Origin of the sequence: Azospirillum sp. Sh1 (assembly GCF_008365135.1) — a bacterium.
Taxonomy (GTDB): Bacteria; Pseudomonadota; Alphaproteobacteria; order Azospirillales; family Azospirillaceae; genus Azospirillum; species Azospirillum oryzae.
Window position 1 is genome coordinate 56,179 of sequence record NZ_VTTK01000003.1, and the last position, 26,343, is coordinate 82,521.

Annotated in this window: 26 protein-coding genes; 12 read left to right on the forward strand and 14 right to left on the reverse strand. The window is 66.9% G+C overall.

Translation table 11 applies throughout. From position 1 onward, the window contains the following. Window positions 1-13: 13 nt before the first annotated feature. The gene (locus FZ029_RS04795; protein WP_149268210.1) at window positions 14-1,315 is read left to right on the forward strand and encodes an FAD-dependent monooxygenase; all 1,302 of its coding nucleotides are present in this window, start codon (window positions 14-16) and stop codon (window positions 1,313-1,315) included. After that, entirely contained in the window at window positions 1,312-1,605 is a 294-nt protein-coding gene (locus FZ029_RS04800; protein ID WP_149268211.1) for a ferredoxin family protein, read from the forward strand. The genes FZ029_RS04795 and FZ029_RS04800 overlap by 4 nt, the downstream gene beginning before the upstream one ends. Before the next feature lie 84 nt (window positions 1,606-1,689). Here the strand turns inward: FZ029_RS04800 and FZ029_RS04805 are convergent, their stop codons facing one another. After that, window positions 1,690-2,094: a response regulator gene (locus FZ029_RS04805; RefSeq protein ID WP_149268212.1), complete on the reverse strand. Its 405-nt coding sequence runs from the start codon at window positions 2,092-2,094 to the stop codon at window positions 1,690-1,692. A gap of 272 nt (window positions 2,095-2,366) precedes the next feature. Here FZ029_RS04805 and FZ029_RS04810 point away from each other — a divergent pair, with 272 nt between their 5' ends. Further along, the gene (locus tag FZ029_RS04810; RefSeq protein ID WP_149268213.1) at window positions 2,367-2,669 is read left to right on the forward strand and encodes a hypothetical protein; all 303 of its coding nucleotides are present in this window, start codon (window positions 2,367-2,369) and stop codon (window positions 2,667-2,669) included. Between the two features lie 55 nt (window positions 2,670-2,724). Here the strand turns inward: FZ029_RS04810 and FZ029_RS04815 are convergent, their stop codons facing one another. The 6 genes from FZ029_RS04815 to FZ029_RS04840 all read right to left on the reverse strand — a co-directional run bounded on the left by FZ029_RS04815 (window position 2,725) and on the right by FZ029_RS04840 (window position 7,774). Further along, window positions 2,725-3,060, reverse strand: coding sequence for a nitrogenase-stabilizing/protective protein NifW (locus FZ029_RS04815; RefSeq protein WP_085088230.1), 336 nt, complete (start codon window positions 3,058-3,060; stop codon window positions 2,725-2,727). A gap of 13 nt (window positions 3,061-3,073) precedes the next feature. Next, window positions 3,074-3,898, reverse strand: a complete 825-nt coding sequence (gene cysE, locus FZ029_RS04820) for a serine O-acetyltransferase (protein ID WP_348771128.1) — start codon at window positions 3,896-3,898, stop codon at window positions 3,074-3,076. Window positions 3,899-3,921: 23 nt separating this feature from the next. After that, on the reverse strand, window positions 3,922-5,043 hold the full coding sequence (gene nifV, locus FZ029_RS04825; protein ID WP_149268215.1) for a homocitrate synthase: 1,122 nt from the start codon (window positions 5,041-5,043) through the stop codon (window positions 3,922-3,924). Between the two features lie 134 nt (window positions 5,044-5,177). Next, a complete protein-coding gene (gene nifS, locus FZ029_RS04830) occupies window positions 5,178-6,383 on the reverse strand; it encodes a cysteine desulfurase NifS (protein ID WP_149197512.1) in 1,206 nt (401 codons plus the stop codon). A 4-nt stretch (window positions 6,384-6,387) separates the two neighbouring features. Beyond that, window positions 6,388-7,308, reverse strand: a complete 921-nt coding sequence (gene nifU / locus FZ029_RS04835) for a Fe-S cluster assembly protein NifU (RefSeq protein WP_149268216.1) — start codon at window positions 7,306-7,308, stop codon at window positions 6,388-6,390. A 70-nt stretch (window positions 7,309-7,378) separates the two neighbouring features. Next, window positions 7,379-7,774 (reverse strand): iron-sulfur cluster assembly accessory protein, encoded by a 396-nt coding sequence (locus FZ029_RS04840; RefSeq protein ID WP_149197510.1) that lies wholly within the window; start codon window positions 7,772-7,774, stop codon window positions 7,379-7,381. A 311-nt stretch (window positions 7,775-8,085) separates the two neighbouring features. Between FZ029_RS04840 and FZ029_RS04845 the strand changes: the two genes are divergently transcribed. Further along, window positions 8,086-8,610: a hypothetical protein gene (locus FZ029_RS04845; protein ID WP_149268217.1), complete on the forward strand. Its 525-nt coding sequence runs from the start codon at window positions 8,086-8,088 to the stop codon at window positions 8,608-8,610. A gap of 161 nt (window positions 8,611-8,771) precedes the next feature. Here the strand turns inward: FZ029_RS04845 and FZ029_RS04850 are convergent, their stop codons facing one another. Beyond that, the gene (locus FZ029_RS04850) at window positions 8,772-9,887 is read right to left on the reverse strand and encodes an alkene reductase (RefSeq protein ID WP_149268218.1); all 1,116 of its coding nucleotides are present in this window, start codon (window positions 9,885-9,887) and stop codon (window positions 8,772-8,774) included. Window positions 9,888-10,033: 146 nt separating this feature from the next. On the opposite strand from FZ029_RS04850, the gene FZ029_RS04855 reads away from it, so the two are divergent. Further along, a complete protein-coding gene (locus tag FZ029_RS04855) occupies window positions 10,034-10,696 on the forward strand; it encodes a TetR/AcrR family transcriptional regulator (RefSeq protein WP_149268219.1) in 663 nt (220 codons plus the stop codon). A gap of 7 nt (window positions 10,697-10,703) precedes the next feature. Here FZ029_RS04855 and rarD read toward each other — a convergent pair whose 3' ends face one another. The 4 genes from rarD to purB all read right to left on the reverse strand — a co-directional run bounded on the left by rarD (window position 10,704) and on the right by purB (window position 13,867). Then, the gene (rarD, locus tag FZ029_RS04860; RefSeq protein ID WP_149268220.1) at window positions 10,704-11,627 is read right to left on the reverse strand and encodes an EamA family transporter RarD; all 924 of its coding nucleotides are present in this window, start codon (window positions 11,625-11,627) and stop codon (window positions 10,704-10,706) included. Window positions 11,628-11,787: 160 nt separating this feature from the next. After that, window positions 11,788-12,123, reverse strand: coding sequence for a Grx4 family monothiol glutaredoxin (gene grxD, locus FZ029_RS04865; RefSeq protein WP_085088255.1), 336 nt, complete (start codon window positions 12,121-12,123; stop codon window positions 11,788-11,790). A gap of 62 nt (window positions 12,124-12,185) precedes the next feature. Then, window positions 12,186-12,425: a BolA family transcriptional regulator gene (locus tag FZ029_RS04870; RefSeq protein WP_012973287.1), complete on the reverse strand. Its 240-nt coding sequence runs from the start codon at window positions 12,423-12,425 to the stop codon at window positions 12,186-12,188. Between the two features lie 146 nt (window positions 12,426-12,571). Further along, entirely contained in the window at window positions 12,572-13,867 is a 1,296-nt protein-coding gene (gene purB / locus FZ029_RS04875; RefSeq protein WP_149268221.1) for an adenylosuccinate lyase, read from the reverse strand. Window positions 13,868-14,317: 450 nt separating this feature from the next. On the opposite strand from purB, the gene FZ029_RS04880 reads away from it, so the two are divergent. After that, on the forward strand, window positions 14,318-17,590 hold the full coding sequence (locus FZ029_RS04880; RefSeq protein ID WP_149268222.1) for an EAL domain-containing protein: 3,273 nt from the start codon (window positions 14,318-14,320) through the stop codon (window positions 17,588-17,590). A 25-nt stretch (window positions 17,591-17,615) separates the two neighbouring features. Here FZ029_RS04880 and FZ029_RS04885 read toward each other — a convergent pair whose 3' ends face one another. Continuing rightward, entirely contained in the window at window positions 17,616-18,374 is a 759-nt protein-coding gene (locus FZ029_RS04885) for a SprT family zinc-dependent metalloprotease (protein WP_149268223.1), read from the reverse strand. A gap of 270 nt (window positions 18,375-18,644) precedes the next feature. Between FZ029_RS04885 and FZ029_RS04890 the strand changes: the two genes are divergently transcribed. The 5 genes from FZ029_RS04890 (at window position 18,645) to FZ029_RS04910 (ending at window position 24,954) form a co-directional block, all read left to right on the forward strand. Then, window positions 18,645-20,291 (forward strand): ATP-binding protein, encoded by a 1,647-nt coding sequence (locus FZ029_RS04890; RefSeq protein ID WP_149268224.1) that lies wholly within the window; start codon window positions 18,645-18,647, stop codon window positions 20,289-20,291. A 284-nt stretch (window positions 20,292-20,575) separates the two neighbouring features. Continuing rightward, a complete protein-coding gene (gene ugpB, locus FZ029_RS04895; protein ID WP_149268225.1) occupies window positions 20,576-21,931 on the forward strand; it encodes a sn-glycerol-3-phosphate ABC transporter substrate-binding protein UgpB in 1,356 nt (451 codons plus the stop codon). A gap of 189 nt (window positions 21,932-22,120) precedes the next feature. Then, entirely contained in the window at window positions 22,121-23,005 is an 885-nt protein-coding gene (ugpA, locus tag FZ029_RS04900; RefSeq protein ID WP_149268226.1) for a sn-glycerol-3-phosphate ABC transporter permease UgpA, read from the forward strand. After that, a complete protein-coding gene (gene ugpE / locus FZ029_RS04905; RefSeq protein ID WP_149268227.1) occupies window positions 23,002-23,850 on the forward strand; it encodes a sn-glycerol-3-phosphate ABC transporter permease UgpE in 849 nt (282 codons plus the stop codon). The genes ugpA and ugpE overlap by 4 nt, the downstream gene beginning before the upstream one ends. 39 nt (window positions 23,851-23,889) lie before the next feature. Beyond that, window positions 23,890-24,954 carry a sn-glycerol-3-phosphate import ATP-binding protein UgpC gene (locus tag FZ029_RS04910; RefSeq protein WP_149268228.1) on the forward strand — a complete coding sequence of 355 codons (1,065 nt, stop codon included), beginning with the start codon at window positions 23,890-23,892 and terminating at the stop codon, window positions 24,952-24,954. Between the two features lie 9 nt (window positions 24,955-24,963). On the opposite strand, the gene FZ029_RS04915 is transcribed toward FZ029_RS04910, so the two are convergent. Then, window positions 24,964-25,152 carry a succinate dehydrogenase assembly factor 4 gene (locus FZ029_RS04915; RefSeq protein WP_149268229.1) on the reverse strand — a complete coding sequence of 63 codons (189 nt, stop codon included), beginning with the start codon at window positions 25,150-25,152 and terminating at the stop codon, window positions 24,964-24,966. Between the two features lie 93 nt (window positions 25,153-25,245). On the opposite strand from FZ029_RS04915, the gene htpX reads away from it, so the two are divergent. Beyond that, on the forward strand, window positions 25,246-26,250 hold the full coding sequence (gene htpX / locus FZ029_RS04920; RefSeq protein ID WP_149268230.1) for a zinc metalloprotease HtpX: 1,005 nt from the start codon (window positions 25,246-25,248) through the stop codon (window positions 26,248-26,250). Window positions 26,251-26,343 lie beyond the last annotated feature (93 nt).

The following is a 26,343-nucleotide window of genomic DNA, read 5'->3' on the forward strand; positions in this document are numbered from 1 at the left end:
GGAGCCTGTCGACATGGTCGAAAAGTTCGACGCCATCGTCATCGGTGCCGGCCCGTCCGGCAACGCCGCGACCTACACGCTGGCCAAGCAGGGACTGAAGGTCCTGCAGCTTGAGCGCGGCGAATATCCCGGCGCCAAGAATGTTCAGGGCGGCATCATGTATTCGCATGAGCTGGAAAAGATCATCCCGGATTTCCGCGATGACTGCCCGACCGAGCGCCACATCATCGAACAGCGCGTCTGGCTGCTGGGCGACGACAGCTATGTCGGCACCAACTACCGCTCGGAAGCCTTCAACAGCGACAAGCCGAACCGCTATACCATCATCCGCGCCAACATCGACAAATGGTGGGGCGAGCAGATCCGCAAGGTCGGCGGCCTGCAGATCTGCGAGACCACGGTGACGGAGCTGATCCGCGACCCGTCGGGCAAGGTGATCGGCGTGCGCACCGACCGCGAGGGCGGGGAAATCCACGCCGACGTCGTCATCATGGCCGACGGCGTCAACGCCCTGCTGGCCAAGCGCTCCGGTCTTCAGGTGGAGGCGGCGCCGGAGAACGTGGCGCTGGCGGTGAAGGAAATCCTCTTCATCGATCCGGAGCTGATCCAGCAGCGCTTCGGCATCAAGGAGGACGAAGGCGTCGTCATCGAGATCATGGGCAAGGTGACCAAGGGGATGGTCGGCACCGCCTTCCTCTACACCAACAAGGAATCGCTGACGATCGGCATCGGCTGCCTGATCTCCGACTTCAAGAACGGCGACTGCCCGCCCTACAAGATGCTGGAGGATCTGAAGAACCATCCCGTCATCAAGCCGCTGATCGAAGGGGCGGAGATGAAGGAATATGCCGCCCACATGATCCCGGAAGGCGGCTACAAGGCGGTTCCGCAGCTCTATGGCGACGGCTGGATGGTGGTCGGCGATGCCGCCCACTTCAACAACGCCGCCCACCGCGAAGGCTCCAACCTCGCCATGGCGTCCGGCCGGATGGCGGCGGAGACGGTGGTCGAGCTGAAGGCCGCCGGCAAGGGCTATAGCGCGTCGAACCTGGCCGCCTACAAGAAGAAGCTGGATGACAGCTTCATCATGAAAGACCTGAAGAAATATCGCGAGCTGCCCGGCATCATGCACGGCAACAAGCAGTTCTTCGGCGCCTATCCCGACGAAATCACCGCGGCGGCCCACAACTGGTTCACCGTGGACAGCATCGACAAGAAGTCGAAGGAAAAGCAGATCATGAAGTCCTTCATCAAGCGCCGCTCGGTGATGGGACTGGTCGGTGACGCAATCAAGCTGGTGAGGGCCGTGCGATGAGCATCATGGTCAAGGTCGAAGAGAAGCTTTATCAGAACCGCTACATCGTCGATGAAAGCCGCCCGCACATCCAGATCAAGAGCGAGGAGGCCTGCCAGAGCTGCGAACGCCAGGCCTGCACCTTCTGCTGCCCGGCGGCCTGCTACAGCAAGAACGAGACGGGCGGCGTGACGCTGGTGACCGACGGCTGCCTGGAATGCGGCACCTGCCGCGTCGTCTGCCAGGACAAGGGCAACATCGCCTGGGACTATCCGCGCGGCGGCTACGGCATCAGCTACAAGTTCGGCTGATCTGGTCTGTTCGGTGTCTTCCCCCGGAACTCGATGGCCTCCGCGCAATCTTGCGCGGGGGCCGACTTGTTTGGTGGGGGCAGGTCAGCGTCCCCTCAACGCTTCCGCCGCCTGTCCAAGCGCCCGCTGCAGTTCTGCCGGGAAGTAAGGCTTGCGGACGAAGCCGAACGGCTGGCACTCCGCGGCGCGGTGGCGGGTCTCGGGGTCGCCGAAGGCGGAGGTGAAGATGCAGCGGATGCCGGTCCGCGCGCGGATCGCCGCCGCCGCCTCGATCCCGTCGCGCGGACCGAGCAGGCGGATGTCCATCATCACGACGTCCGGCCGCAGCCGTTCGGCCGCCTCGACCGCGTCATCGGCATTGTCCTCGATCCCGACGACGGCGAATCCCAGCATCCCGAGAATCTCCTCCAATGCCATCGCGGCGAGGCTCTCGTCTTCAATGATGAGGATGCGCAGGGGAGCGTCGGAGGCAGGCGTGAGATCTGTCATCGTGATCGCATGGAGGCTGTCACAGCGATTTTACAGGAGCCGAGTGATCGGCAAACCAAAAAGCGCAGGATTATGACCAATGGCGCAGCCTGCGCCGGATGCATGGGTGACGGGGCGGAAGCGTCGCAGGATGTCGCCGCACCCTTGTTTTTTACCTGTGGGACGCACCATCTCTGTCCAAGGGCTGTTTTCACCAGCGAGCATTGCGGACCCGTGCCTGTCCATTACGGATGGTCGGCGGGGCCGCTCCCTTTTCCATGAGGAGACCGGCGATGGACCTGCGAGTCTGTTTCGAAAACATGGAAAGCGTCAACGTCAACGACGCGGCGATGATGAAGCATTACACCAAGAGCTATCTCGCGGATTTCGACCCGGAATGGGCCGGCTTCATCATGCTGCCGCATGACGAGACGGAGCGCGCGACGATGGAGCCCGCCTGGCAGGTGCTGATCCGCGACGCCACGCCACGGACGGAGCAGGAACTGCTGCGCTACATCGACGAGAACCCGATGGCGGCCTATCACGTCCATGTCTATCGGCGCGACGGCGGCCGGAACGAGAGCAAGATCCACTGACGGCAAAGGGGGCGCCGCAAGACGCCCCCTCCGTCAAAGCGCTGGCACCGGCGGTTCAGCCGACCGGCGATCCCAGCAGGCTGTCCAGCGGGACGAAGCGGTCGGCCATCTTGCGCGCCTCCTCCTTGTGGACCTTGAAGGTCTTTTCCGCGATGGCGTTGGACACCACGAAATCCTGATAGGCGCGTTCCAGATGGAAGCGGTAGCGCGACGACATGCCGTCGTCGTCCAGCCCCTCCATCCCATTGTCCGCCGACAGGTAATCGTGGAAGCGCTGCAGGATGTGCAGGCGGTTCACGTTGACCACGCGCTGGTCGTAGGTGACGTGGAAGAAGCGCAGGAAGTCTTCCGCGGTTTCCAGATCGTCGAGGTCGTCGGTGAAATCGCTCATCGTCGAAGGCTCCTCACGCATGCTGCTGGGTGGAAGGGGAGGGGCCGCAGCCCTCCTGGTCGCAGATGTTGCCACAGGCGCTGCAGGCGACGCCGTCCAGACGGACATCGCTATGCAGATCGCCCAGCCGAATTTCCGACAGGCGGATGTTCTTATCAGGAATCTGTGACGGTACGGTTGCGGTGTGAGCATCCAGCCGCGCTTCGATGCGGTTGATGTGCTCGATCAGGCAGGCGATGGCCTTGCCGACCGGGTCCGGCATCAGATGATGTTCCAGGTCGATGCCATGTCCCGAAAGACTGCGGCCGGACAGTTGCTGCTGCGTTTCCGGCCGCACCACCCGGCCGGGAATGCCGACCACGGTCATGCCATCCGGCACCGGCTTGGTCACCACCGAATTGGCGCCGACCCGCGCATTGGCGCCGACGGTGATCGGCCCCAGGATCTTGGCGCCGGCGCCGACCAGCACGCCGTCCATCAGCGTCGGATGCCGCTTGCCCTTGGTCCAGGAGGTGCCGCCCAGCGTCACCCCATGGTAGAGCGTCACGTCGTCGCCGATCTCCGCCGTCTCGCCGATCACCACGCCGGCGCCATGGTCGATGAAGAATCGGCGGCCGATGCTGGCGCCGGGATGGATGTCGATGTTTGTCACCGCGCGGGCGACATAGGACAGGAAGCGCGCCGGCCAGCGCAATTTCCGCCGCCAGGCTGCATTGGCGAAGCGGTGCATCACCAGCGCGTGGATGCCGGGATAGCAGGTCAGCACGTCGAAGACGTTGCGCGCTGCCGGGTCGCGGTCGAACACGCAGGCGACGTCCTCGCGCAGCAGGGCCAGAATGCCCGGAGAGCTTTTGGGTCGGGTCATGTCGCCGCCTCCAGGAAGGCGTGCAGCTCCTCGGGCGTCGGCGGCCGCTTGGCGCGGGTCGCCAGCGCGCGGACACGCGGCAGCACCGCTTGGGCCGTGGCGTCGTCACAGGCGATGCCGAGCCGCTCATAGGCCAGCTTCACCGCCGCGGTGCCGGAATGCTTGCCCAGCACGATGCGGTGTTCGCGCCCGACCTCGGCCGGGTCGAAATTCTGGTAGGTGGCGCGGTCGCGCAGCAGCCCGTCGACATGGATGCCGGCCTCGTGGGTGAAGACGGCGGAACCGACGATCGACTTGTTGACCGCCACCGGCCGGTTGGAGGCCCGCTCCACCAGATCGCTGATGGCACCGAGCGACCGCGTCTCCACGCCGCTGTCGATGTGGTAGAGGTGTTTCAGCGACACCACCACCTCCTCCAGCGGGGCGTTGCCGGCGCGCTCGCCCAGTCCGTTCACCGTGGTGTTGACGTGGGTGGCGCCGCCCAGCACCGCCGCCAGTGAATTGGCGTTGGCGAGGCCCAGATCATCATGGGCGTGGATCTCGATCTCCAGGTCGGTGGCCCGGCGCAGCCGTTCGATGCAGGCGCGCGTCTGGAAGGGGTCGAGCACGCCCAGCGTGTCGGCGAAGCGGAAGCGTCGGGCGCCCGCCTGTTGCGCCACCGTGGCGGCGGCGATCAGGAAATCCATGTCGGCGCGCGACGAATCCTCGCCGCCGACGCTGACCTCCAGCCCATGGTCACGCGCCTGTTTCACCCGGCGCTCGATCTCGGCCAGCGCCCAGGCGCGGCTGCGCTTCAGCTTCTTCGTGATGTGGATGTCGGACACCGGCATCGACAGGTTGACGAAGCCGACATTGCAGGACAGCGCCGCCTTCAAGTCGGTGTCGTGCATGCGGCACCACACCATCAGCCGTCCGTTCAACCCCAGCGACGCCACGGCGCGGATGCCCTCGCGCTCCTCCTCGCCCATGGCGGGGATGCCGATCTCCTGCTCCGGCACGCCGGCGGCGTCGAGTGCCTTGGCGATGGCGATCTTCTCGTCGAGCGTGAAGGCGACGCCGGCGGTCTGCTCGCCGTCGCGCAGCGTGGTGTCGTTGATGGTGGCGAAGGTGGTGGGCATGGGGGCACCTCGCGCGCGGGGGCAAGCATTGCCCCCTTCAGAAGTGTCGCAGGCCGGGCCGGGGACCCGCCCCGACGGGGTGTCGTCGGGCGGGGTGCCGGGACGGGCCATCGACCCGGCCTGCGATTCCGGTGTTACGAATAAACGGGTGCGAATTCCTTGGGCTTGCCGGCTTCCTGCTGCCAGTAGGGCGACAGGCTGCGCAGCTTGGCGATGATGCCCGGCACCACGGCGATGACCCGGTCGATTTCCTCCTCCGTCGTGTCGCGCGACAGGGAGAAGCGGGTGGCGCCATGGGCGGCGGTGTAGGGCACGCCCATGGCGCGCATGACGTGGCTCGGCTCCAGCGAGCCCGACGTGCAGGCGGAGCCGGAGGATGCGGCGATGCCGGCCTCGTTCAGCAGCAGCAGGATCGCCTCGCCCTCGATATATTCGAAGGCGATGTTGCAGGTGTTGGGCAGGCGGTTGTCCGGGTTGCCGGTGACGAAGCAGCTCGGCACCGCCGCCAGGATCGCCTGTTCCAGCTTGTCGCGCAGCGCCTTCACCCGCGTGTTCTCGTCGCCCATATGGACCAGCGCCAGTTGGGCGGCGGCGCCCAGCCCGACGATGCCCGGCGCATTCTCCGTCCCGGCGCGGCGGGAGCGTTCCTGATGGCCGCCGCGCAGCATCGGGCGGTAGCGCAGGCCGCGCTTGACGTAGAGCGCGCCGATGCCCTTGGGGGCGTGCAGCTTGTGGCCGGACAGCGACAGCATGTCGATGGCGCTGTCCGCCAGCTTCATCGGGATCTTGCCGACCGACTGCACCGCGTCGGTGTGGAAGAGGGCGCCGGCCTCCTTGGCCATGCGCGCCAGCTCCTCCACCGGGAAGATCGTCCCGGTCTCGTTGTTGGCCCACATGATGGAGACGATGGCGACCTGATCGGACAGCGCGGCGCGGTAGGCCTCCATGTCGAGGTTGCCGCGCTTGTCCACCGGGATGCGGTGGACCTTGCAGCCGCGCTTCTTCTCCAGATACTCGCAGAGCGCCAGCACGCCGGGATGTTCGACCACGCTGGTGACGATCTCGCGCTTCTTCGGATAGGCCTCCAGCGCCGACAGGATGGCGGTGTTGTCGCTTTCCGTCCCGCCGGAGGTGAAGACGATCTCGCTGTCATGGGCGGCGCCCAGCAGGGCCTGGACCTGCTTGCGCGCCCATTCGATCTTGCCGCCCACCGCGGCGCCGAAGCCGTGCATGGAGGACGGGTTGCCGAAATGCTCGGTGAAGAGCGGCAGCATCTCCTGCAGCACTTCCGGATCGACGCGGGTGGTGGCGTTGTTGTCGAGATAGATTCCCTGGCTCATGGCTTTATGCTCCGACAGGCATCAGGGACGCGGGCTTGACCCGCACGAACTCGCCGAGCTTCTCGACCAGCTTCATCTGCACGCCCATCATCGTGCCGGCCGACTGCGAACAGCCGGAGCAGGCGCCGGAGAGCCGCACATAGATGTCCTTGCCGTCGATGTCGACCAGCTCCACGTCGCCGCCGTCGCGCTGGATCTGCGGGCGCATCTCCTCGATGGCGCCCATGATGACCTGCATGCGCTGGACATTGGTCAGCTTGGGCGCCGCGGCCGGTTCGGCCTTCGGCTCCAGCGGCTTGATGGCGTCCAGCCCGACGGTGCCGGGGGCGTGCTTCTTGGCGGGCTTCAGGGCGCCGGTCTTCGCCAGCACCTCTTCCAGCACCTCCTCGATTTTCTCATGGCAGGTCTGGCAGGAGCCGCCGGCCTTGGTGTAGTGGGTGACCTCCTCCAGCGTGGTCAGGCCGTTCACGGTCACCGCGCGCTCGATCATGGCGGCGTCGATGCCGAAGCACTTGCAGACCAGCTCGCCTTCCTCATGGTCGTCTTCCCACGCCTCGCCCTTGTAGTTGGCGATGGCGGCGCGCAGTGCCTCGGCACCCATGACGGAGCAGTGCATCTTTTCCGGCGGCAGGCCGCCCAGATATTCGGCGATGTCGCGGTTGGTCAGGGTCAGCGCCTCGTCCACCGTTTTGCCGATGATCATCTCCGTCAGCGCGGAGGAAGAGGCGATGGCCGAGCCGCAGCCGAAGGTCTGGAACTTCGCGTCCTGGATGATCTGGGTGTCGGGATCGACCTTCAGCATCAGACGCAGCGCGTCGCCGCAGGTGATGGAGCCGACCTCGCCGACCGCGTTGGCGCTGTCCAGGACACCGGAGTTCTTCGGGTTGAAGAAGTGCTCCTTGACCTTGTCGGTGTAGTTCCACATGTCGCTGCTGCCTTTCCGTGGGGTGCGCGCCTAGGGGAAGAGTGTCCGGGGGCGGTGTCAGTGGCCCCAATTAATGGGTGGAGTAGGGGGCCGACGATCCGCAGCTGGAGGAGGAGGTCGAGCAGGAGCCGCCACCCCCTTCACCGGCCGAGAAGGACTTGCCGCAGCCGCAGCTGCTGGTCGCGTTCGGGTTGTCGAACTTGAAGCCGGAGCCTTCGATGCCCTCGACGAAATCGACCACCACGCCGCTCAGGAAGGGCTGGCTGTTGGCGTCGACGAAGATGGTGACCGGGCCGAAGCTGAGCACCGCATCGTCGTCGCCGGCCGCCGCCTCCAGGCCCATCTGGTATTTCAGGCCGGCGCAGCCGCCGTCGGTCACGGCGATCCGCAAGCCGGCGGCCGCACCGCCCGACTTCGCCAGGACCTGTTCCAGGGTGGAAACCGCCGCATCCGTCAGAGTCACCATGTCCCGCCTCCTCAAGCCGCGTTGCCGGGGATGCCGGCCGATCTGACGGGAAGTAGAGCAAGGACCGTGCCAAGACGGTAAATAGTTGATTTTCATGGATTGTGAGGCCGAAATGGCGTGGCGAGAGTCCGACAATGTTTCGTCTTCCAACGTTTTTGTCGGGTTTGGTGCGTGTCGCCTTTGCGACAGCCGCGACACTTCGCCGCACAAAAATAATATGGTCTTTCCCCGCGCCTGCGCGCGTACCATGGGACGTCGTCGGTGCGTCGGATGATTGATTGCGTCAGCAGGAAATACAGGCGAGGGAAGCGATGAGCGACGAACCGATCGAACTCAGGATGTCGAACGGCCGCATGGCATTCGGCGATGTGCCGGAACTGATCGACGAACTGCTGCGGGAAGCGGTGAAGGCCCGCGACGTGCCCGACACCTGCGAGGCGTTGTTGTGGGAGGCTCACCGCAAGGGGCCGCGGGTGCTGCCGGTCTTCTACGCGCTCTACAAATTCTACTTCAACCGCAAGAAACTGGGGGAGGCGGAGCGGGTGGCCCGCATCGGGCTGGATGCCGCCGCACTCCAGGGCGGCTTTCCCGCCGACTGGTCGCAGCTGACCGCCGGTTCCACCGACTGGACGGCGGCCGGGCCGGCGCGCTTCTTCCTGTTCACCATGAAGGCGCTGGCCTTCATCGAACTGCGCCGCCACAACCGCGACAGGGCGCTGGCGATCCTCGCCAAGATGGCGGAGATCGACCCGGCCGACCAGGTCGGCTACGGCACCATCGCGGCACTGGCACGCGGACTGGACAATGGGATGGATGGAGAGGGCGGGGTGGCATAGCCACCCGGTCCGATAAGGCTGCTCCCAAAAAAAAGCCCCCCGGCCCAGGGGGGAACCGGGCCGGGGGCAGCGGGGATTTGCGTCTCACGACGCACTCACGACGCGCTCTCACGTCGAGAGGAATTGCGGCCCCAATTGGGGAATTCGGGGCCGCAAACTCGTCAGGCGGCGACGGATTCCAGCGCCGGGTAATCGGTGTAGCCCTTGGCGTCGCCGCCGTAATAGGTGGTGCGGTCCGGCTCGGCCAGCGACGCACCGGCACGGAAGCGCACGGGCAGGTCCGGGTTGGAGATGAAGGCCTCGCCGAAGCTGACCGCATCGGCCTCGCCGTTGGCGAGTGCGGCATCGGCGTCACCGCGGCTGTAGCCGCCGTTCAGGATCAACGGACCCTTGAAGGCGGCGCGCAGGGCGGATGCCACATGCGGCGCGCCCTCCGGCGGGGCCATATGGTGGCCGGGCCGGCCCTCGATCACATGCAGATAGGCGAGGTTGAAGGGGTTCAGCGCCTTGGTGATCGCCAGGAAATGCGGCAGCGGTTCGCTGTCCGTCATGTCGTTGAACACGCCGGTCGGCGACAGGCGGACACCGATGCGGTCGGCGCCGACGGCATGGGCCGTGGCCTCCAGAATTTCCAGCAGGAAGCGGCAGCGGTTCTCCACCGTCCCGCCATACTGGTCGGTGCGGGTGTTGGTGCCGTCGCGCAGGAACTGGTCGATCAGATAGCCGTTGGCCGCGTGGATCTCGACGCCGTCCAGGCCGGCATCGAACACCGCGCGCTTCGCCGCATCGGCGAAGTGGCGGACCAGAGCGGGGATCTCGGCGGTTTCCAGGGCGCGCGGCACCGGGAAGGGCTCCATGCCGGCGCCGGTGTAGAGCTGGCCCTTCGCCGCGATGGCCGACGGGGCGACCGGGGCGGCGCCGTTCGGCTGGAAGCGCGGGTGGGAGATGCGGCCGACATGCCAGAGCTGGGTGACGATCCGCCCGCCGGCGTCATGCACGGCGTCCGCGACCGCGCGCCAGGCCAGCGTCTGGGCGTCGGTGTGGATGCCCGGCGTGTTGGGATAGCCCTGGGCGGTGTCGCAGACCTGCGTCGCCTCGGTGATGATCAGGCCGGCCGAGGCGCGCTGCGCATAATATTCGGCGGTGAGCGCGGTCGGGCAGTTGCCTTCGCCGGCGCGGCTGCGGGTCATCGGCGCCATGACGACGCGGTTCGGCAGCTCGATGGCGCCAAGGCGCAGCGGGGTGAACAGGTCAGGCTTTGCAGTGCTTTGCGGCATGGCGGGACTACTCCCTATTGGCCCCTGTTGGGCAAATCGGCTTGTATGTATGTGAGTACATACTTGAACCGGCGCCCGCCGCTTGTCAAGTATGTATCTGCATACTTATTATGAAGCTGACGGGACGCACGGGAGAGGGACGGGCTTTGGACGCAAGCAAGGACGATGACGGCTGTTGCCCCGGCAACGGCACCGAGGGAGCCTGCGAGGGCGGGGGGCGCAAGCGCGACCGCGCCGCGACCGAGGGCGCGCTGCTCGATGCTGCCAAGCTGGTGTTCGCGGAGCGTGGATTCGATGCGGCGACGACGCGCGAGATCGCCGGGAGGGCCGGTGTCAACGAACAGCTGATCCAGCGCTATTTCTCAGGAAAAAGCGGGCTGTTGCTGGCGGTGGTGGAGCGCTATTGGCGCGAGGAATCGGGCGGCTGCGATCTGCCGCCGCCGCACGAGGATCTGGAGACCGACCTCGCCCGCTTCCTGCATGCCCAGTTGAAGCACAGCTGGGCATGCCGCGACTTCACCCGCGTGGTGTTGGCCCGCGCCCTGGTCGATCAGGCGGTGGCGGACGAGATGGCCCGCACCCTGTCGCAGAGCCGCATCCCCTGCCTGCTGAGACGGCTGGAAGGCTTCCGTGCGCGGGGCGCCATCGCCGCAGACGCCGACCTCGCCAATGTGGCGGCCGGCATCGCGACGCTCAGCTTCGGGCTGGGCTTCCTCGATCAGGTGGTGTTTGGCCGCGACGATGCCGGCATCTGCGCGATGGTCGGCACGCTGGCCCACACCATCGCCCATGGCCTGACGCCGCGGTAAGCCGTGGTCACTCCGCGGCGGCGGCGCGGGTGCTGCTGCGGTGGCTGTGGACCGCGTCGGCGGTGAAGACGGCCAGCGCCACCCAGATGCAGGCGAAGGTGATGGCGTGGCTGCGGGTGAAAGCCTCGCCATAGACCAGCACGCCCAGCAGAAGCTGTCCGGTCGGCCCGACATATTGCAGCAGCCCGAGCGTGGTCATGGTCAGCCTCGTCGCGCCGATCATGAAGAGAACCAGCGGCACCGCCGTCATCGGCCCGGCCAGCACCAGCAGCGTGCTCTCGCCCCAGCCATGCCCGAAGGCGCCGTCGCCGCCCAGCCACAGCAGATAGCCGAGCGCGGCCGGCAGCAGCAGGGCGGTTTCCACCAGAAGCCCGATCACCGGGTCGATCGCCGCCTTCTTGCGCACCAGGGCGTAGAAGCCGAAGGACAGCGCCAGCGACAGGGCCACCCAGGGCACGGCGCCATAGCTGACGACGAGGCTGCCGACGCCGGCCGCGGCGATGGCGACCGCCAGCATCCGGCCGCGGCTGAGCCGTTCGTTCAGGAACAGCACACCCAGCAGCACATTGACCAGCGGGTTGATGAAATAGCCCAGGCTGGCCTCGACCAGCCGGCTGTTCACCACCGCCCAGATGAAGACGGTCCAATTGACGGTGACCAGCAGGGTGGTGACCACCAGGATGCCCAGCCGGCGCCAGTTGCCCACCGCGGCGACGACGGCCGCCGGCCCGCGGGTCGCCAGCACGCCGATGCCGACCAGCACCACCGTCCACACGACGCGGTGCGCAACGATCTCCACCGCCCCGACATCACCCAGCGATTTGAAGAAGACCGGGTTGACCAGCCCCCAGATCAGGTATGAGGCCAGCGCCGCGACGAACGCCGCGGTTGTGGAGGTCGGGGCCTTGGCGGGCGGCGGGGTCTGAACCATACCGTCCGTTTAGCACATTGTTTGTGCAATCCGGCAGCGGGTGGACGAACATGGCCGGGCTGCGCAACCGGCATCACTCCCGCCTCTCGCCCCTTTTGCGCAACAAAAAACCCCGCCGGAGCGGGGTTTCTCGTTTCGGTCCCTAAGGGCCGCAGCCAGATCAGGCGGCGGTAGCGACACCCTTGTCGGCCATCAGGGTCTGCAGTTCGCCCGACTCGTACATCTCGCGGACGATGTCGCAGCCGCCGACCAGCTCGCCCTTGACGTAGAGCTGCGGGAAGGTCGGCCAGTTCGAGTATTCCTTCAGACCCTGGCGCAGGCCCGGATCCTCCAGGATGTTGACGCCCTTGAACTTGACGCCGGTGTGGCTCAGCACCTGGACGACGGCGGCGGAGAAGCCGCACTGCGGGAACACCGGGGTGCCCTTCATGTAGAGCACGACATCGTTGTTCTTGATGTCCTGCTCGATGCGCTCGACGACGTTCTGATCGACCATGGCTCGATAACCCTTCCGATTCGGCCCGGCTGTGCCGGGACCCAGTCCAATGTGAGGTATAGTCAGGCGCCTTCCGGCACCGCGGTGGTCAGCGCCAGGGCGTGCAGTTCGCCGCCCATCTTGCCCTGCAGGGACGCGTAGACCATCTGGTGCTGCTGCACCCGGCTCTTGCCCTTGAAGGCGGCGGAGGTGACGAGCGCGGCATAGTGGTCGCCATCGCCCCGCAGGTCGGCGATCTCCACGACCGCGTCGGGGATGCCTTCCTTGATGAGCTTTTCGATCGTGGCGGCTTCCATCGCCATGGGTCCAGTCCTCGCTCTGTTCAGGATTGCCCCGCCCGGGCACGTGCTTCTCGAGATAGATTAGGTGCGGCCGGGCCGTTTGTCATCCACCGGCAAGTATTTGCCGCCCTGCGGAAGACGCGATAACGGCCCGGATCCTCAGCAGGTCACTCGCCGAACACGCGCTTGAACACGGTGTCGACATGCTTGGTGTGGTAGGACATGTCGAACATCGGCTCCAGCTTGTCGCGGCCGATGTGCTTGGCGATGTCGGGGTCGTTCGACAGCAGGTCCAGATAGTTGCCGCCCTTCTCCCACACCTGCATGGCGTTACGCTGCACCGCCTTGTAGCTGTCCTCGCGGCTCATGCCGGCCTGGGTCAGCGCCAGCAGGACGCGCTGCGAGAAGACCAGACCGCCCAGGTCGTCCAGGTTCTTCTGCATGCGCTCCGGATAGACCACCAGCTTTTCCATCATGCTGGTCAGGCGCACCAGGGCGAAGTCCAGCGTGACGGTGGCGTCGGGGCCGATCATCCGCTCGACCGAGCTGTGGGAGATGTCGCGTTCGTGCCACAGCGCGACGTTCTCCAGCGCCGGGACCACGGCGGAGCGCACGATGCGGGCCAGACCGGTCAGGTTTTCCGACAGGACCGGGTTGCGCTTGTGCGGCATCGCCGACGAGCCCTTCTGGCCGGGGTGGAAATACTCCTCCGCCTCGCGGACCTCGGTGCGCTGCAGGTGGCGGATTTCCGTCGCCAGATTCTCGATGCTCGACGCGATCACGCCCAGCACGGAGAAGTAGAAGGCGTGGCGGTCGCGCGGGATGACCTGGGTCGAAACCGGTTCCACCGACAGGCCCAGCTTGGCGGCGACATGCTCCTCCACCCGCGGGTCGATGTTGGCGAAGGTACCGACCGCGCCGGAGATGGCGCAGGTGGCGATGTCCTTGCGCGCCTGGACCAGACGCTCGCGCCCGCGGACGAAGGCGGCGTAATGGCCGGCCAGCTTCAGGCCGAAGGTCGTCGGCTCGGCATGGATGCCGTGGCTGCGGCCGATGGTGACGGTGTTCTTGTGCTCGTACGCCCGGCGCTTCAGCGCGGCCAGCAGGGCGTCCATGTCGGCCAGCAGCAGGTCGGCGGCCTGGGTCATCTGCACGGCGAGGCAGGTGTCCAGCACGTCCGACGAGGTCATGCCCTGGTGGACGAAGCGGGCCTCGGGGCCGACATATTCGGCGAGGTTGGTCAGGAAGGCGATGACGTCGTGCCGGGTCTCGCGCTCGATCTCGTCGATGCGGTCGATCTCCCACTTGCCGCGCTCCCACACCGCCTTGGCCGCGTCCTTCGGGATCACGCCCAGCTCGGCCTGCGCGTCGCAGGCGTGCGCCTCGATCTCGAACCAGATGCGGAAGCGGTTTTCCGGCTCCCAGATGCGGGCCATTTCGGGGCGGGTATAGCGGGGGATCATCGGCACTCTCCGGAAGATGCGGGCGCTGGGTCTCGGGCGCTGGGTCGGGGGTGGCTTGCGGGTCTCAAAGCCACGCGCGCGCGACCATAGCCGTGCCGGGGGGCGTTTTAAAGCCTCACGATGCGCCGTGCCCGACCCGGCCCCGACTTGGCCCCGGCGGCGGCCCCAAGGGCATCCGGCGGCGTCATTAATCTTCGCGGTCGAATCGTTGCCGGCCGAAGGGAATCCGCGCCTAAGGTTCAGTGGACCGACTTTCCGCCAATTCCCTGTCGGTTCGCCGAAGCGCCACCCCGTGGCGATCCAGGGGAGAGGAAAACAGTCAAAGAGTCGCGCCGCAGTGGATTTGATTCGCTTGCAGTTGAATCGGTGCGAGCATTAAGCAACACTTGCACAGCGCATCGGGGCCGGCCCAAGCCCGCATCCGGAAAGCCCATCCGAAGGGAGCCCTTCTTGTCCGACCCCGTCGTCGAACTGGTCCGTGCGCCGTCGCGCTCGTCCGACGAGGCCCGGCTCTACCGCCTGCAGTTCCTCGCGTCGATGGCGCTGGTGTCGGCGCTCGTCCTCGGGCTTGGCTTCTATTTCGTCTGGCAGCATTGGGCGGACCTGGAGCACGACCTGCGCCAGAGCGAGGCGCGCTATCTCCAGGAGCAGCGTCAGACCCTGGTGCAGGAGGTGGAGAACGCGCAGTCCTATCTGGCCTACATGCGCTCGCGCGTCGAGCCGCTGCTGAAGGACCATCTGCGCACCCAGGTGAACGAGGCCTATGCCATCGCCCGCAGCGTCCATGACCGCGAACGGAACATCCTGCCCGAAGCGGCGGTGAAGGAATCGATCAAGCAGACCCTGCGGCCGCTGCGCTTTTCCGGTGGACGCGGCTACTACTTCATCCACGACATGAACGGCAGTTCGGTGCTGATGCCGGTTGACCCGTCGAGGGAGGGGGCGCCAAAGGACGGGACGTCGCCCTCCGCCGCGCCCGACACGACGGAGGATTCGGTCGTGGGCGAGCTGATGCGGGCGGCCCATGATCCCAACCGGCGCGGCTTCGCCCGCTATCGCGTGAGCCAGTCCGACGATCAGACGCAGACCGTCGACAAGTTGGCCTTCGTCCGCCTGTTCGAACCCTATGACTGGCTGATCGGAGCCAGCGATTCGCTGAGCGCCGTGGAGACGCGGCTGCAGCATGAATCGCTGGATCGCCTGCGCTCCTTCCGGTTCGGCGAGACCGGCTTCATCGGCGTGCTGCGCCAGGACGGGCAAGTGCTGCTGTCGCCCACCGCCCCGGCGTCGGAGGGAATGAGCGCCCGCGACCTGCCGTGGAAGACGGAGCGCGACATCGTCACCCGCATGCTGGACCTCGGGCGTCAGGGCGGCGGCGAGCTGCGCTACGACTGGATCCATCCGGTCTCGGCGCGGCCGACGCCGAAGATGGCCTATGTCTCCGCCCCCAACGTCTGGGGGTGGATCCTGGTCGCCGGCTCCTACATCGACGATGTCGGCCGGGAGATGGAGGCCCGCCGGGCGGAGATCAGCCGCGGCGTCAACCAGCGGGTCTGGACCACGGTCGCCGTCCTGGGCGTGGCGCTGGCGGCATCGGTGGGCGTGTCGTGGCTGGTCACCGGCTGGATCCGGCGAATCGTCGGCAGCTACCAGCTGCGGGTCCGGCACAGCGACAGCATGCTGCGCGAACGGGCGCGCCAGCTCTATCTCGCCAACTTCTTCATCGACCATGTGTCGGAGATCGTCGTGCTGGCCGACGCCGGCCTGCGCATCGCCTATGTCAATCCCTTCGGCTGCAAGGCGCTGGGCGGCAGGCTGGACGATCTGGTGATGGGGCAGGCCGACCTGCTGAAGCGCTTCGCCGCGGAGGGGGAGGACGCGGCCAGCCATTACGAGACCGCCTATCTCACCGCCGACGGCCGCATGCTGGAGCTTGAGGTCACCGCCAGCCGTATCACCTACGAGGGCGACGTCTATTACTCCGCGATCGCCCGCGACATCAGCGAGCGCAAGCGGGCGGAATGGCAGCTGCGGCTGTCGGCCAAGGTGTTCGACAACGCGGCGGAGGGCATGTTCGTCGCCAACGAACACCGGCAGATCGTCGCCGCCAACGACGCCTTCTCCCGCATCACCGGCTATGGGCGGGACGAGGTGCTGGGCCGCGGCCCGGAATTCCTGCGCTCCGACCGCAACCCGCCGGAATTCTATGACGAGCTTTGGGCGCAGCTGCGCACCGAAGGCCATTGGGCCGGCGAGATCTGGAGCACCCGCAAGAACGGCGAGGTGTTTCCGGAATGGCTGAGCGTCAAGCTGGTGAGGAACGAGGACGGCGCCGTCGCCAACTACATCGCCGCCTTCACCGACATCACCGAGACCCGGGCGCAGGAAGAGCGCATCCGCCATCTGGCCCAGTTCGATTTCCTGACCGACCTGCCCAATCGCTTCCTGCTGCGCGACCGGCTGCAGCGCGCGATCCTCGCCGCCGGGCGCCACGACACGAAGGTGGGGCTGCTGTTCGTCGATCTCGACCGCTTCAAGACCATCAACGACAGCCTGGGCCATCAGGTCGGCGACGGCCTTCTGCGCGAGGTGGCGGTGCGGCTGACCGGCACCGTGCGGGCCAGCGACACGGTCAGCCGGCAGGGCGGCGACGAGTTCATCATCCTCATCAGCGACATGGACAGCCCCGACGCCGCCGACATCGTCGCGCGCAAGGTGCTGCACGCCCTGTCGGAACCCTATCTGATCGACGGACACGAGCTGCAGGTCACGCCGTCCATCGGCATCGCGGTCTATCCCGACGACGGCACCGGCATCGACGCGCTGCTGAAGAGCGCCGACATGGCGATGTACGCCGCCAAGGAAGCCGGGCGCGCGACCTACCGGTTCTTCACGCCGGAGCTGAACCGCCGCGCGTCGGATCGCATGTGGACCGAAAACAACCTGCGCCGCGCCTTGGCCAACAACGAGCTGGAGCTGCATTTCCAGCCGCAGTTCTCGCTGGACGACCGCCGGCTGGTCGGGGCGGAGGCGCTGGTGCGCTGGCGCCAGCCCGACGGCACGCTGATCATGCCCGGCCAGTTCATTCCGGTGGCCGAGGATACCGGCCTGATCCTGCCGCTCGGCGACTGGGTGCTGGGCGAGGCCTGCCGCCGGGTGTCGGAACTGCTGCGCCACCGCGACCTGCTGATCGCCATCAACCTGTCGGCGGTGCAGGTGCGCCGCCCCGGACTGGCGGAGCGGGTGGCGGGCTGGCTGTCGGCCTACGGCATCCCGCCATCGGCGCTGGAGCTGGAGGTGACGGAAAGCGTCCTGATGGACGAGTCCGACGTGGTGTCGGAAACCTTCTCGCAACTGCGCGAGATGGGCGTGCCGCTCGCCATCGACGATTTCGGCACCGGCTATTCCTCGCTGGCCTATCTGAAGCGCTTCCGGGTGGACAAGCTGAAGATCGACCGCAGCTTCGTCAGCGGCCTGCGCGCCGACGACCCGGACAGCGGCGCCATCGCCGAGGCGATCATCGGCATGGCCCGGTCCTTGCGCATGCAGACGCTGGCCGAAGGGGTGGAGACGGAGGAGCAGTACGACTGCCTCGCCGCGATGGGCTGCGACCAGTGCCAGGGCTATCTGCTGGGCCGCCCGATGCCCTACGAGGATTTCCTGGAGTTCGTCCGCCGCGATGTCGCCGCGTCCGAACTGCGGGTGGCGGAGGTGGTGGACTAGAGGGCGGCCTTCACCTGCATTGCCATCACCCGTACCGCAGCAGCCTTGTGCCGTTCGCCTTCAGCCATGCCCGCGGCCACTCCACGCCGGTGCCGTCGGTCAGGCTGGCGCACAGCGCCCAGAAGCGCGGGGAATGGTTCATCTCGCGCAGATGCGCCACCTCATGCCCGACGACATAGTCCAGCACCGGCTCCGGCGTCAGGATCAGGCGCCAGGAGAAGGACAGCCGGCCGGTGGATGAACAGCTGCCCCAGCGGCTCTTGGTGTCGCGGATGGTGACGGCGGCGACGCGGGCGCCGATGGTCTCCGCCTTCAGCCGGGCGCGGGTCGCCAGTTCGCGCTTGGCCTCGGCGGTCAGGAAATCGCGGATGCGGCGGGCGATATGCTCCGGCTGGCCACCGACCAGCAGGGCGCCGTCCTCGATCCTGGTCGCACCGCGCAGGGCAGGGTCGTGCCGGATGACATGCTCGACGCCGAGATAGGGGACGCTGGCGCCGTCGGCGAAGGGCAGGGAGGGCGGCATCGCCGCCAGCCGCGCCCGCAGCCAGCCGTCATGCCGGCCGACGAACTGGCGGGCGTCGGTTTCCGACACGCCGACCGGCACCACCACCTGGACCAGCCCGCGGCCGGGATCGACGCGCAGGGTCATGCGGGTCGCGCGTGCGCTCTCCCGCAGCTCCAGCGGCATCGGCAGGCCGGAAATCTCCAGCGCCCGCGGCGGCTGCGGCGGTCGGGCGGTGGATCGCTTGCGGCGACGGGACGGGGCGGGGCGGCGTTGCACCATGGGCGTCTTATAGCGCGGCCGACGCCGGATGCGGAAGCGTCCTCCGCCCTTTGTCGGAATGGCGCGGCGGCCCGGCTTCTGATCTAAGTCTTAAGGCTTTCGAACGAACTTAGGCCATGGGGTGGACTGAGGTCACATTTGACACGATCGATTGGAGCACAAGATAAAGCAGAGGTAACGCAGTGGTCTGTGGACCTCCCTTTTATCGCCGGTCCTGCCGCCCGTTTTCCTGTTGTTGGTCTTTCCCGTAGCCTTGCCGAGTACATGCCGATGCCTCTCATCCCAGAACAAATGCCGACGCGCGAGGATTGGTTGGACGCCCTGCTGTCGGCCGGCGGATCACCCCAGGCCCTGCTTGGCGAGGATGGGCGTGTGCTGGTGGCGAATCGTGCCTTCACCGACGCTCTCGGCTGCCCGCCGGACGCGGCGGAGGGGAGGACCCTGGCGGAGGCCGGTCTGCCCGCCGGCACCGCGGACGGAATCGAGCGGCTGCGGCGGCAGGTGATGACCACAGGTATGCCGGCCGGCATGGCGGCCGGCGCAGACGGCCCGTTTCCCGGCCTGCCGTCTGCGCTGGCGCTGACCCCGGTGGCGGATGCCGGCGGGCGGATTCGCGCGGTGGCGCTGAGCGCCGATGCCCCTGCTGCCGATGTCATTGCCGCCGCCTTGGCCGAAGCGCGGGCGGAGACCGCGCAGGCGCGTGCCGATGCCGAACGCGCCCGCACCGCCAAGGGCAAGTTCCTGTCCGCGGCCAGCCACGACCTGCGCCAGCCCTTCCAGGCGATGCACCTGTTCCACCATCTGCTGAGCGGCCGGCTGACCGATCCGGCCTCCATCGAGCTGGCGAACAAGCTGGAGCAGGCGATCATCGGCGGCGAGACCCTGCTGCGCGCCCTGCTGGAGGTCTCGGCGCTGGAAGCCGGGCTGGTCACCGCCAATCCGCAGACCTTCCCGGTCGACGAACTGCTCGCCAAGATGCTGGAGGAGTTCGGGCCGGAGGCGGAGGCCAAGGGGCTGCGCTTCAACGTCCACCCGCTCGATGCCCAGGTGACCAGCGATCCGGTGCTGATGGAGCGGCTGCTGCGGCCGATCATGGCCAACGCGCTGCGCTACACCCTGAAGGGCGGCATCCTGCTGGCGGCGCGGCGGCGCGGTGAGAACCTGCGCATCGAGGTGTGGGACACCGGCGTCGGCATCGATCCGTCCAACCAAACAGTGATCTTCGAGGACTTCCACCAGCTCGGCAATCCCGGACGCGACCGCAAGCAGGGGCTGGGCCTTGGTCTTGCCATCGTGCGGCGGCTGGCGCAGGTGTTGGGGCATCCGGTGACGGTGCGCTCCAAGCCCGGCAAAGGCTCCGTCTTCGCGGTGGAGGTCCCGCTGGCCGGCAATGACGGCGACCGGTCGGACGACGGGTCCGCCGACAGCGACGACCCTGACCCGGCGGTCGGCCAGTCCGCTTCCGCCGCCGCTTCCTCGGTCGCCGGCACGGTGCTGGTGATCGAGGACGACGCGATGCAGCTGGAGGGGATCGGGCTGCTGTTGCAGGGCTGGGGCTATGCCGTCATCCCCGCCCGCGGCATCGACGAGGCCTGCGCCGGGCTGGATGGGGGGGCCGCGCCCCCCGATCTCGTGCTGTCGGACCTGCGGCTGTCGGGGCCGGAGACCGGCATCGACGCCATCCAGGCCGTGCGCGCCCGCTGCGGCCGGCGGGTGCCGGGCGTCATCGTCACCGGCGATACCGATCCCGACCGGCTGCGCAGCGTCGACCGCAGCGGCTTTCCCCTGGTCCACAAGCCCTGCGACCCCGCCGCCCTGCGCCGCCTGCTGAGCCACAGCCTGAAGGCCGGACGGGGAGCCCTCCTGACCGGCGGACGGCGAGCCGACACCGCCTGCAACACCGCTTGCCCGCGTTAGGCATTCCGCGCCTGCGCATTTTCGCTCCGCAACATTTCACCGCTTAGGTTTTCACGTCATAAAACTGTAAAGCGGCGTCTTGACAGACCCTGGTATGCGTGCGCAGTGTGACGCTTAGAGCAACCAAACAATTTCGGAAGCGACCATCGGGCAGCCGGTCTTTTTCGCAATCGCACACACGGCCGAATGCGTCTGCCACCAAAACTTCACGAAAGCGTCGCGGGACGGCAACCCGTTGCCCTCATGACAACCGCGCACCATACCGGGATAGGGAGACCCACCGCATGTTGACCCGCCGCAAGCTTGCCCTCCTGACGGGCGCCGCCACCGCCACCGCGCTGCTGTTCGCCGCCGCCCTGCCGGGCACCGCGCTGGCGCAATCCAAGACGGTGATCGATTTCTGGCACGGTCTGCCGCAGCCGCTGGGCGGCCAGTTGGAGCAGATCGTCAAGGACTTCAACGACAGCCAGCAGACGGTCCAGGTCAACGCCTCCTACAAGGGCAGCTATCCGGAGACGATGCAGGCGGCGATCGCCGCCTTCCGCGCCGGCAACGCGCCGCACATCGTGCAGATGTTCGAGGTCGGGACCGCGACCATGATGGCCGCCGGCCCGGCGGTGAAGCCGGTCTATCAGCTGATGCAGGAAACGGGCGCGTCCTTCGACCCCAACGCCTATATCCCGGCGGTCAAGGGCTACTACTCGTCCAAGGACGGGAAGATGATGGCGCTGCCGTTCAACAGCTCCACCGCCATCATGTTCTACAACAAGGACGCCTTCCAGAAGGCCGGCCTCGACCCCGCCAAGCCGCCGGCGACCTGGCCGGAACTGATCGATGCGGCGAAGAAGCTGAAGGCGTCGGGGTCCAGTTGCCCCTTCACCACCTCCTGGCCGACCTGGGTGCAGCTTGAACAGCTGGGCGCAATCCACAACACGCCCTTCGCCACCCAGGCGAACGGTTATGGCGGGCTGAACGCCGAGCTGAAGATCGATGCCCCGCTCTACGTCAAGCATGTCCAGACGCTGATCGACATGCAGAAGGACGGGCTGTTCAAGTACGGCGGCCGTGACAACAAGCCGGACGCGCTGTTCCCGTCGGGCGAGTGCGCGATGATCCAGGGGTCGTCCTCGCTGCGCAGCCGCATCCTGAAGGAGGCGACCTTCGCCTGGGGCGCCGCGCCGCTGCCCTACTGGCCGGAATTCGCCAACAACGACCCGAAGAACGGCATCATCGGCGGCGCCGCCTTCTGGGTGATGACCTCGCCCAAGCGCACCCCGGCCGAATACAAGGCGGTGTCGCAGTTCTTCACCTATCTCGCCAAGCCCGAGGTCGACGCCAAGTGGCACATGGACACCGGCTATGTCCCGGTGACGCTGAAGGGTATCGAGATCGCCAAGGCGCAGGGCTATTACGAAAAGAACCCCGGTGCCGACGTGCCGGCCGCGCAGCTGACCCGCACGCCCACCACCGAGAACAGCATGGGCCTGCGTCTGGGCAACCTGCCGGAAATCCGCAACATCATCCAGGAAGAGCTTGAGAAGGCCTTCCAGGGCCAGCAGGACGCCCGCCAAGCATTGGACGCCTCGATCAAGCGCGGCAACACCGTGCTCCGCAACTTCGAGCGGGCCAACAAGGGCTGATTTCGGCTGAACGTAAATTTCCCTCTCCCGACCCGGGAGAGGGAAGGGGCCCGCGAAGCGGGAAGGGTGAGGGTTGAGGCAAGGATCAAGAATCCATGTCTGGAATGCCCCTCACCCTCCCCACCGCTTCGCGGTGGGTCCCCTCCCTCTCCCGGGGCGGGAGAGGGCATAAAATAGAAAGACCATCCTTTGCAGCGTCGCGTCACCTTCGACAGCCGGCTGTTGCCCTATCTGCTGCTTGCGCCGCAGGTGGCGGTGACGCTGGTGTTCTTCATCTGGCCGGCAGCCAATGCGATCTGGCAGTCGGTGCATCTGCAGGACGCCTTCGGCATCCGCAGCGAGTTCGTCTGGTTCGAGAATTTCACCCATGTGCTGGGCGATCCGAACTATCTCGACACGCTGAAGACCACGGTGATCTTCAGCGTCGCGGTGACGGTGCTGGCGATGGGCGTGGCGCTGCTGCTGGCGGTGCTGGCCGACTCGAAGATCAAGGGCGCCAGCGCCTACAAGACGCTGCTGATCTGGCCCTATGCGCTGGCTCCGGCAGTCGCGGCGGTGCTGTGGATGTTCATCTTCAATCCCGACATCGGGTCCTTCGGCCGTGCGCTTCGGTCGCTCGGCTATGACTGGGATTACCGGCTGAACGGCGGGCAGGCGCTGGTGATGGTGATCATGGCCGCCAGTTGGAAGCAGGTGTCCTACAACTTCATCTTCTTCCTGGCCGGGCTGCAGGCGATCCCGCGCTCGGTGATGGAGGCGGCCAGCATCGATGGCGCCGGGCCGGTGCGGCGCTTCTGGACGATCACCTTCCCGCTGCTGTCGCCGACCACCTTCTTCCTGCTGGTGGTCGACATGGTCTACGCCTTCTTCGAGACCTTCGGCACCATCCACGCCCTGACCCAGGGCGGGCCGGGCAAGGCGACGGAGACGCTGATCTTCCGTGTCTATCAGGACGGCGTGGTCAACAACGACCTCGGCGGGTCGTCGGCCCAGTCGGTGATCCTGATGGTGATCGTCATCGCGCTGACCGCGGTGCAGTTCCGCTTCGTCGAGCGCAAGGTCCATTACTCATGAAGCAGACCCGTTTCATCGATCTGGTGCCGCACATCGTCCTGATCGCCGGCGTGCTGATCTTCGCCTATCCGATCTACGTGACGCTGATCGGTTCCACCTGGGACGCCGGCACCATCGGGCGCGGCGGGCTGCCGCTGTGGCCGGGCGGGGAGGGGGCGGCCAACTACGCCCAGGCCTGGGTCGGCGAGGCGGGCGAGCGCGCCATGTACACGCCCGTCCGCAAGATGATGCTGAACAGCCTGGTGATGGCGCTGTCCATCGCGCTGGGCAAGATCGCCATTTCCATCCTGTCGGCCTATGCGGTCGCCTTTTTCCGCTTTCCGCTGCGCATGGCCTTCTTCTGGCTGATCTTCATCACGCTGATGCTGCCGGTGGAGGTGCGGATCATCCCGACCTACAAGGTCGTCGCCGATCTGGGCCTGATCAACACCTATGCCGGGCTGGCCATCCCGCTGATCGCCTCGGCCACCGCGACGCTGCTGTTCCGCCAGTTCTTCCTGACCATCCCGGACGAGTTGCTGGAAGCGGCGAAGATCGACGGCGCCGGGCCGGTGCGCTTCTTCATCGACGTTGTGCTGCCGCTGTCGCGCACCAACATCGCGGCACTGTTCGTCATCCTCTTCATCTATGGCTGGAACCAGTATCTTTGGCCGCTTCTGGTCACCAGCAGCGGCGACATGGAAACCATCGTGACCGGCATCACCAAGATGATCGGCACCGGCGAATCGGCCAACGACTGGCACATCATCATGGCGACCACGGTGCTGGCGATGCTGCCGCCGGTGGCGGTGGTGGTGTTCATGCAGCGCTGGTTCGTCAAAGGCCTAGTTGATAGTGAAAAATAATGGACAGCGAAAAGTAAGCGCGGGCGAAGGGAAAGAACAATGGCAACCGTTGAAATCCGCAACGTCCGCAAGTCCTACGGCCCGGTCGAAGCGATCAAGGGCATCGACATCGCGATCCAGGACGGCGAATTCCTCGTCCTGCTCGGCCCGTCCGGCTGCGGCAAGTCCACCCTGCTGCGCATGGTCGCCGGGCTGGAAGGCATCACCGGCGGCGAGATCGCCATCGGCGGGCGCGTGGTCAATCACCTGGACCCCAAGGACCGCGACATCGCGATGGTGTTCCAGAACTACGCGCTCTATCCGCACATGACGGTCTTCGACAACATGGCCTACGGCCTGAAGATCCGCGGCATTCCGAAGGCGGAGATCCGCGCCCGCGTCGACAAGGCGGCGAACATCCTCGAACTCGCCCGCTTCCTCGACCGCCGGCCGAGCCAGCTGTCGGGCGGCCAGCGCCAGCGCGTCGCCATGGGTCGCGCCATCGTCCGCGAACCCGCCGCCTTCCTGTTCGACGAGCCGCTGTCGAACCTGGACGCCAAGCTGCGCACCCAGATGCGGGTGGAGATCAAGCGGCTTCAGGACCGGCTCGGCATCACCAGCCTCTACGTCACCCACGATCAGGTGGAGGCGATGACTCTGGCCGACCGCATCCTGGTGATGAACCATGGCGTGGCCGAGCAGATCGGCACGCCGCTGGAGGTCTACCAGCGCCCGGCCAGCCTGTTCGTCGCAGGATTCATCGGCTCGCCGCCGATGAATGTGCTGGACGGCCGCATCGACGACCGCGGCGAGGCGGTGCTGCTGCCGGGTGGCCAGCGTCTGCCCCTGCCGCAGCCGCGCGCGACCGACGCCGGCCGTCCGGTGAAGCTCGGCATCCGGCCGGAGCATATGGCCGTCGCCGCGGAAGGCTTTTCCATCGAGATCGAGCTGGTGGAGGCGCTGGGGGCCGACACCGTGGTCTATGGCCGCCTGCCGGACGGCGAGAGCCTGCTGGTCCGCATGGCCGGCATCCCCACCGTGCGCGAGCGCGACCGTCTGACGGTCGCCCCGCAGGACGGCGCCCTGCACCTGTTCGACGCGGTGACCGGGCGCCGGATGGAGTGATGCCTCCGATCAGAAGTCCGAACAGCGTCCCTTGAACTCCCAGTCGCCGTAGCGGGTCGGTTCCGGCCCCTTCGGGCCGCCAATCTCGCCGGGCTTCTGTTCGGGACCCTTGGTCTCCGTAATCTCCGTGGTTTCGGTGGCGGTCACCGCCTCGGCGGCGTCCTGCTGCGGCTTGGTCGGTTCGGTCATCATATCCATCGCACTGCTGCGGGCATCTTGAACGGGGGCGCGGATCGGGCCCATATCTCGGATCAGGGCGGGTTACCCCGCCTCGGCTTATCCTGAACCGATATGGCGATCATGACCAGCTATCTGAAGACCACCATTCTCCTTGCCGGCCTGACGGCGATCTTCATGGCGGTCGGCTTCCTGCTGGGCGGCAAGACCGGCCTGATCATCGCCTTCGTCTTCGCGCTGGGCATGAACCTGTTCAGCTATTGGAATTCCGGCGACATGGTGCTGTCGATGTACGGCGCCCGCGAGGTCGATGGCTACTCGGCCCCCGAATTCCACGGCATCGTCGCCCGGCTGGCGGAGCGCGCCGGCCTGCCGATGCCGCGCGTCTACATCATCGAGAACGACCAGCCCAACGCCTTCGCCACCGGCCGCGATCCGGAGCATGCGGCGGTCGCCGCCACCACCGGCCTGCTGCAGCGCCTGACGCCGGAGGAGATCGCCGGCGTGATGGCGCATGAACTGGCCCATGTGAAGAACCGCGATACCCTGATCATGACCATCACCGCCACCATCGCCGGTGCGGTGTCGATGCTCGCCAACTTCGGCCTGTTCTTCGGCGGCTCCAGCAATGACGAGCGCGGCGGCAACCCGCTGGGCATGGTCGGGGCGATCCTGGCCGCCATCCTCGCCCCAATCGCGGCGACGCTGGTGCAGATGGCGATCAGCCGCACCCGCGAGTTCGAGGCCGACCGCATCGGCGCCGAGATCTGCGGCCGTCCCAACTGGCTGGCCGATGCGCTGACCAACATCCACAACAGCGCCAACCACATCCCCAATTACCAGGCGGAGGCGCATCCGGCGACCGCCCACCTGTTCATCGCCAACCCGCTCAGCGGCGCCAGCATGGCCAGCCTGTTTTCCACCCACCCCGACATGGGCGAGCGGGTGGCGCGGCTGCGCGCCATGGCGCCCCAGACCGGAGGCTTTACCGGCGGCTTCGGTGGCGGCCACACCCCGCCGCGCGACGGCCGCTCGCCCTGGGGGGCTCCGCCGCAGGGCGGCAGCCAAGGTGGGCAGGGCGGCTTCATGCCGCAGAACCACCGCGGCCCGTGGGGCTGATCCGGGGCTGATCTCGGCCCTGCGCCTCTGGTAAAGCATTGCGCGCCGAAGGGGTAGGCGACTACCCTTCCGGCACGCGCTCAACCATGACGG

Excerpts from the sequence above, each read along its gene's own strand:
- FZ029_RS04910 (WP_149268228.1), top strand. The coding sequence starts at position 23,890 with ATGGCAACCGTTGAAATCCGCAACGTCCGCAAGTCCTACGGCCCGGTC.
- FZ029_RS04840 (WP_149197510.1), bottom strand. The coding sequence starts at position 7,774 with ATGGTGACTCTGACGGATGCGGCGGTTTCCACCCTGGAACAGGTCCTG.
- FZ029_RS04915 (WP_149268229.1), bottom strand. The coding sequence starts at position 25,152 with ATGGATATGATGACCGAACCGACCAAGCCGCAGCAGGACGCCGCCGAG.
- FZ029_RS04795 (WP_149268210.1), top strand. The coding sequence starts at position 14 with ATGGTCGAAAAGTTCGACGCCATCGTCATCGGTGCCGGCCCGTCCGGC.
- nifV (WP_149268215.1), bottom strand. The coding sequence starts at position 5,043 with ATGCCCACCACCTTCGCCACCATCAACGACACCACGCTGCGCGACGGC.
- FZ029_RS04810 (WP_149268213.1), top strand. The coding sequence starts at position 2,367 with ATGGACCTGCGAGTCTGTTTCGAAAACATGGAAAGCGTCAACGTCAAC.
- nifU (WP_149268216.1), bottom strand. The coding sequence starts at position 7,308 with ATGTGGAACTACACCGACAAGGTCAAGGAGCACTTCTTCAACCCGAAG.
- FZ029_RS04845 (WP_149268217.1), top strand. The coding sequence starts at position 8,086 with ATGAGCGACGAACCGATCGAACTCAGGATGTCGAACGGCCGCATGGCA.
- FZ029_RS04805 (WP_149268212.1), bottom strand. The coding sequence starts at position 2,094 with ATGACAGATCTCACGCCTGCCTCCGACGCTCCCCTGCGCATCCTCATC.
- FZ029_RS04890 (WP_149268224.1), top strand. The coding sequence starts at position 18,645 with ATGCCTCTCATCCCAGAACAAATGCCGACGCGCGAGGATTGGTTGGAC.
- purB (WP_149268221.1), bottom strand. The coding sequence starts at position 13,867 with ATGATCCCCCGCTATACCCGCCCCGAAATGGCCCGCATCTGGGAGCCG.
- FZ029_RS04850 (WP_149268218.1), bottom strand. The coding sequence starts at position 9,887 with ATGCCGCAAAGCACTGCAAAGCCTGACCTGTTCACCCCGCTGCGCCTT.
- htpX (WP_149268230.1), top strand. The coding sequence starts at position 25,246 with ATGGCGATCATGACCAGCTATCTGAAGACCACCATTCTCCTTGCCGGC.
- grxD (WP_085088255.1), bottom strand. The coding sequence starts at position 12,123 with ATGGTCGATCAGAACGTCGTCGAGCGCATCGAGCAGGACATCAAGAAC.
- ugpB (WP_149268225.1), top strand. The coding sequence starts at position 20,576 with ATGTTGACCCGCCGCAAGCTTGCCCTCCTGACGGGCGCCGCCACCGCC.
- nifS (WP_149197512.1), bottom strand. The coding sequence starts at position 6,383 with ATGAGCCAGGGAATCTATCTCGACAACAACGCCACCACCCGCGTCGAT.
- FZ029_RS04800 (WP_149268211.1), top strand. The coding sequence starts at position 1,312 with ATGAGCATCATGGTCAAGGTCGAAGAGAAGCTTTATCAGAACCGCTAC.
- FZ029_RS04815 (WP_085088230.1), bottom strand. The coding sequence starts at position 3,060 with ATGAGCGATTTCACCGACGACCTCGACGATCTGGAAACCGCGGAAGAC.
- ugpE (WP_149268227.1), top strand. The coding sequence starts at position 23,002 with ATGAAGCAGACCCGTTTCATCGATCTGGTGCCGCACATCGTCCTGATC.
- rarD (WP_149268220.1), bottom strand. The coding sequence starts at position 11,627 with ATGGTTCAGACCCCGCCGCCCGCCAAGGCCCCGACCTCCACAACCGCG.
- FZ029_RS04885 (WP_149268223.1), bottom strand. The coding sequence starts at position 18,374 with ATGGTGCAACGCCGCCCCGCCCCGTCCCGTCGCCGCAAGCGATCCACC.
- FZ029_RS04870 (WP_012973287.1), bottom strand. The coding sequence starts at position 12,425 with ATGGCGATGGAAGCCGCCACGATCGAAAAGCTCATCAAGGAAGGCATC.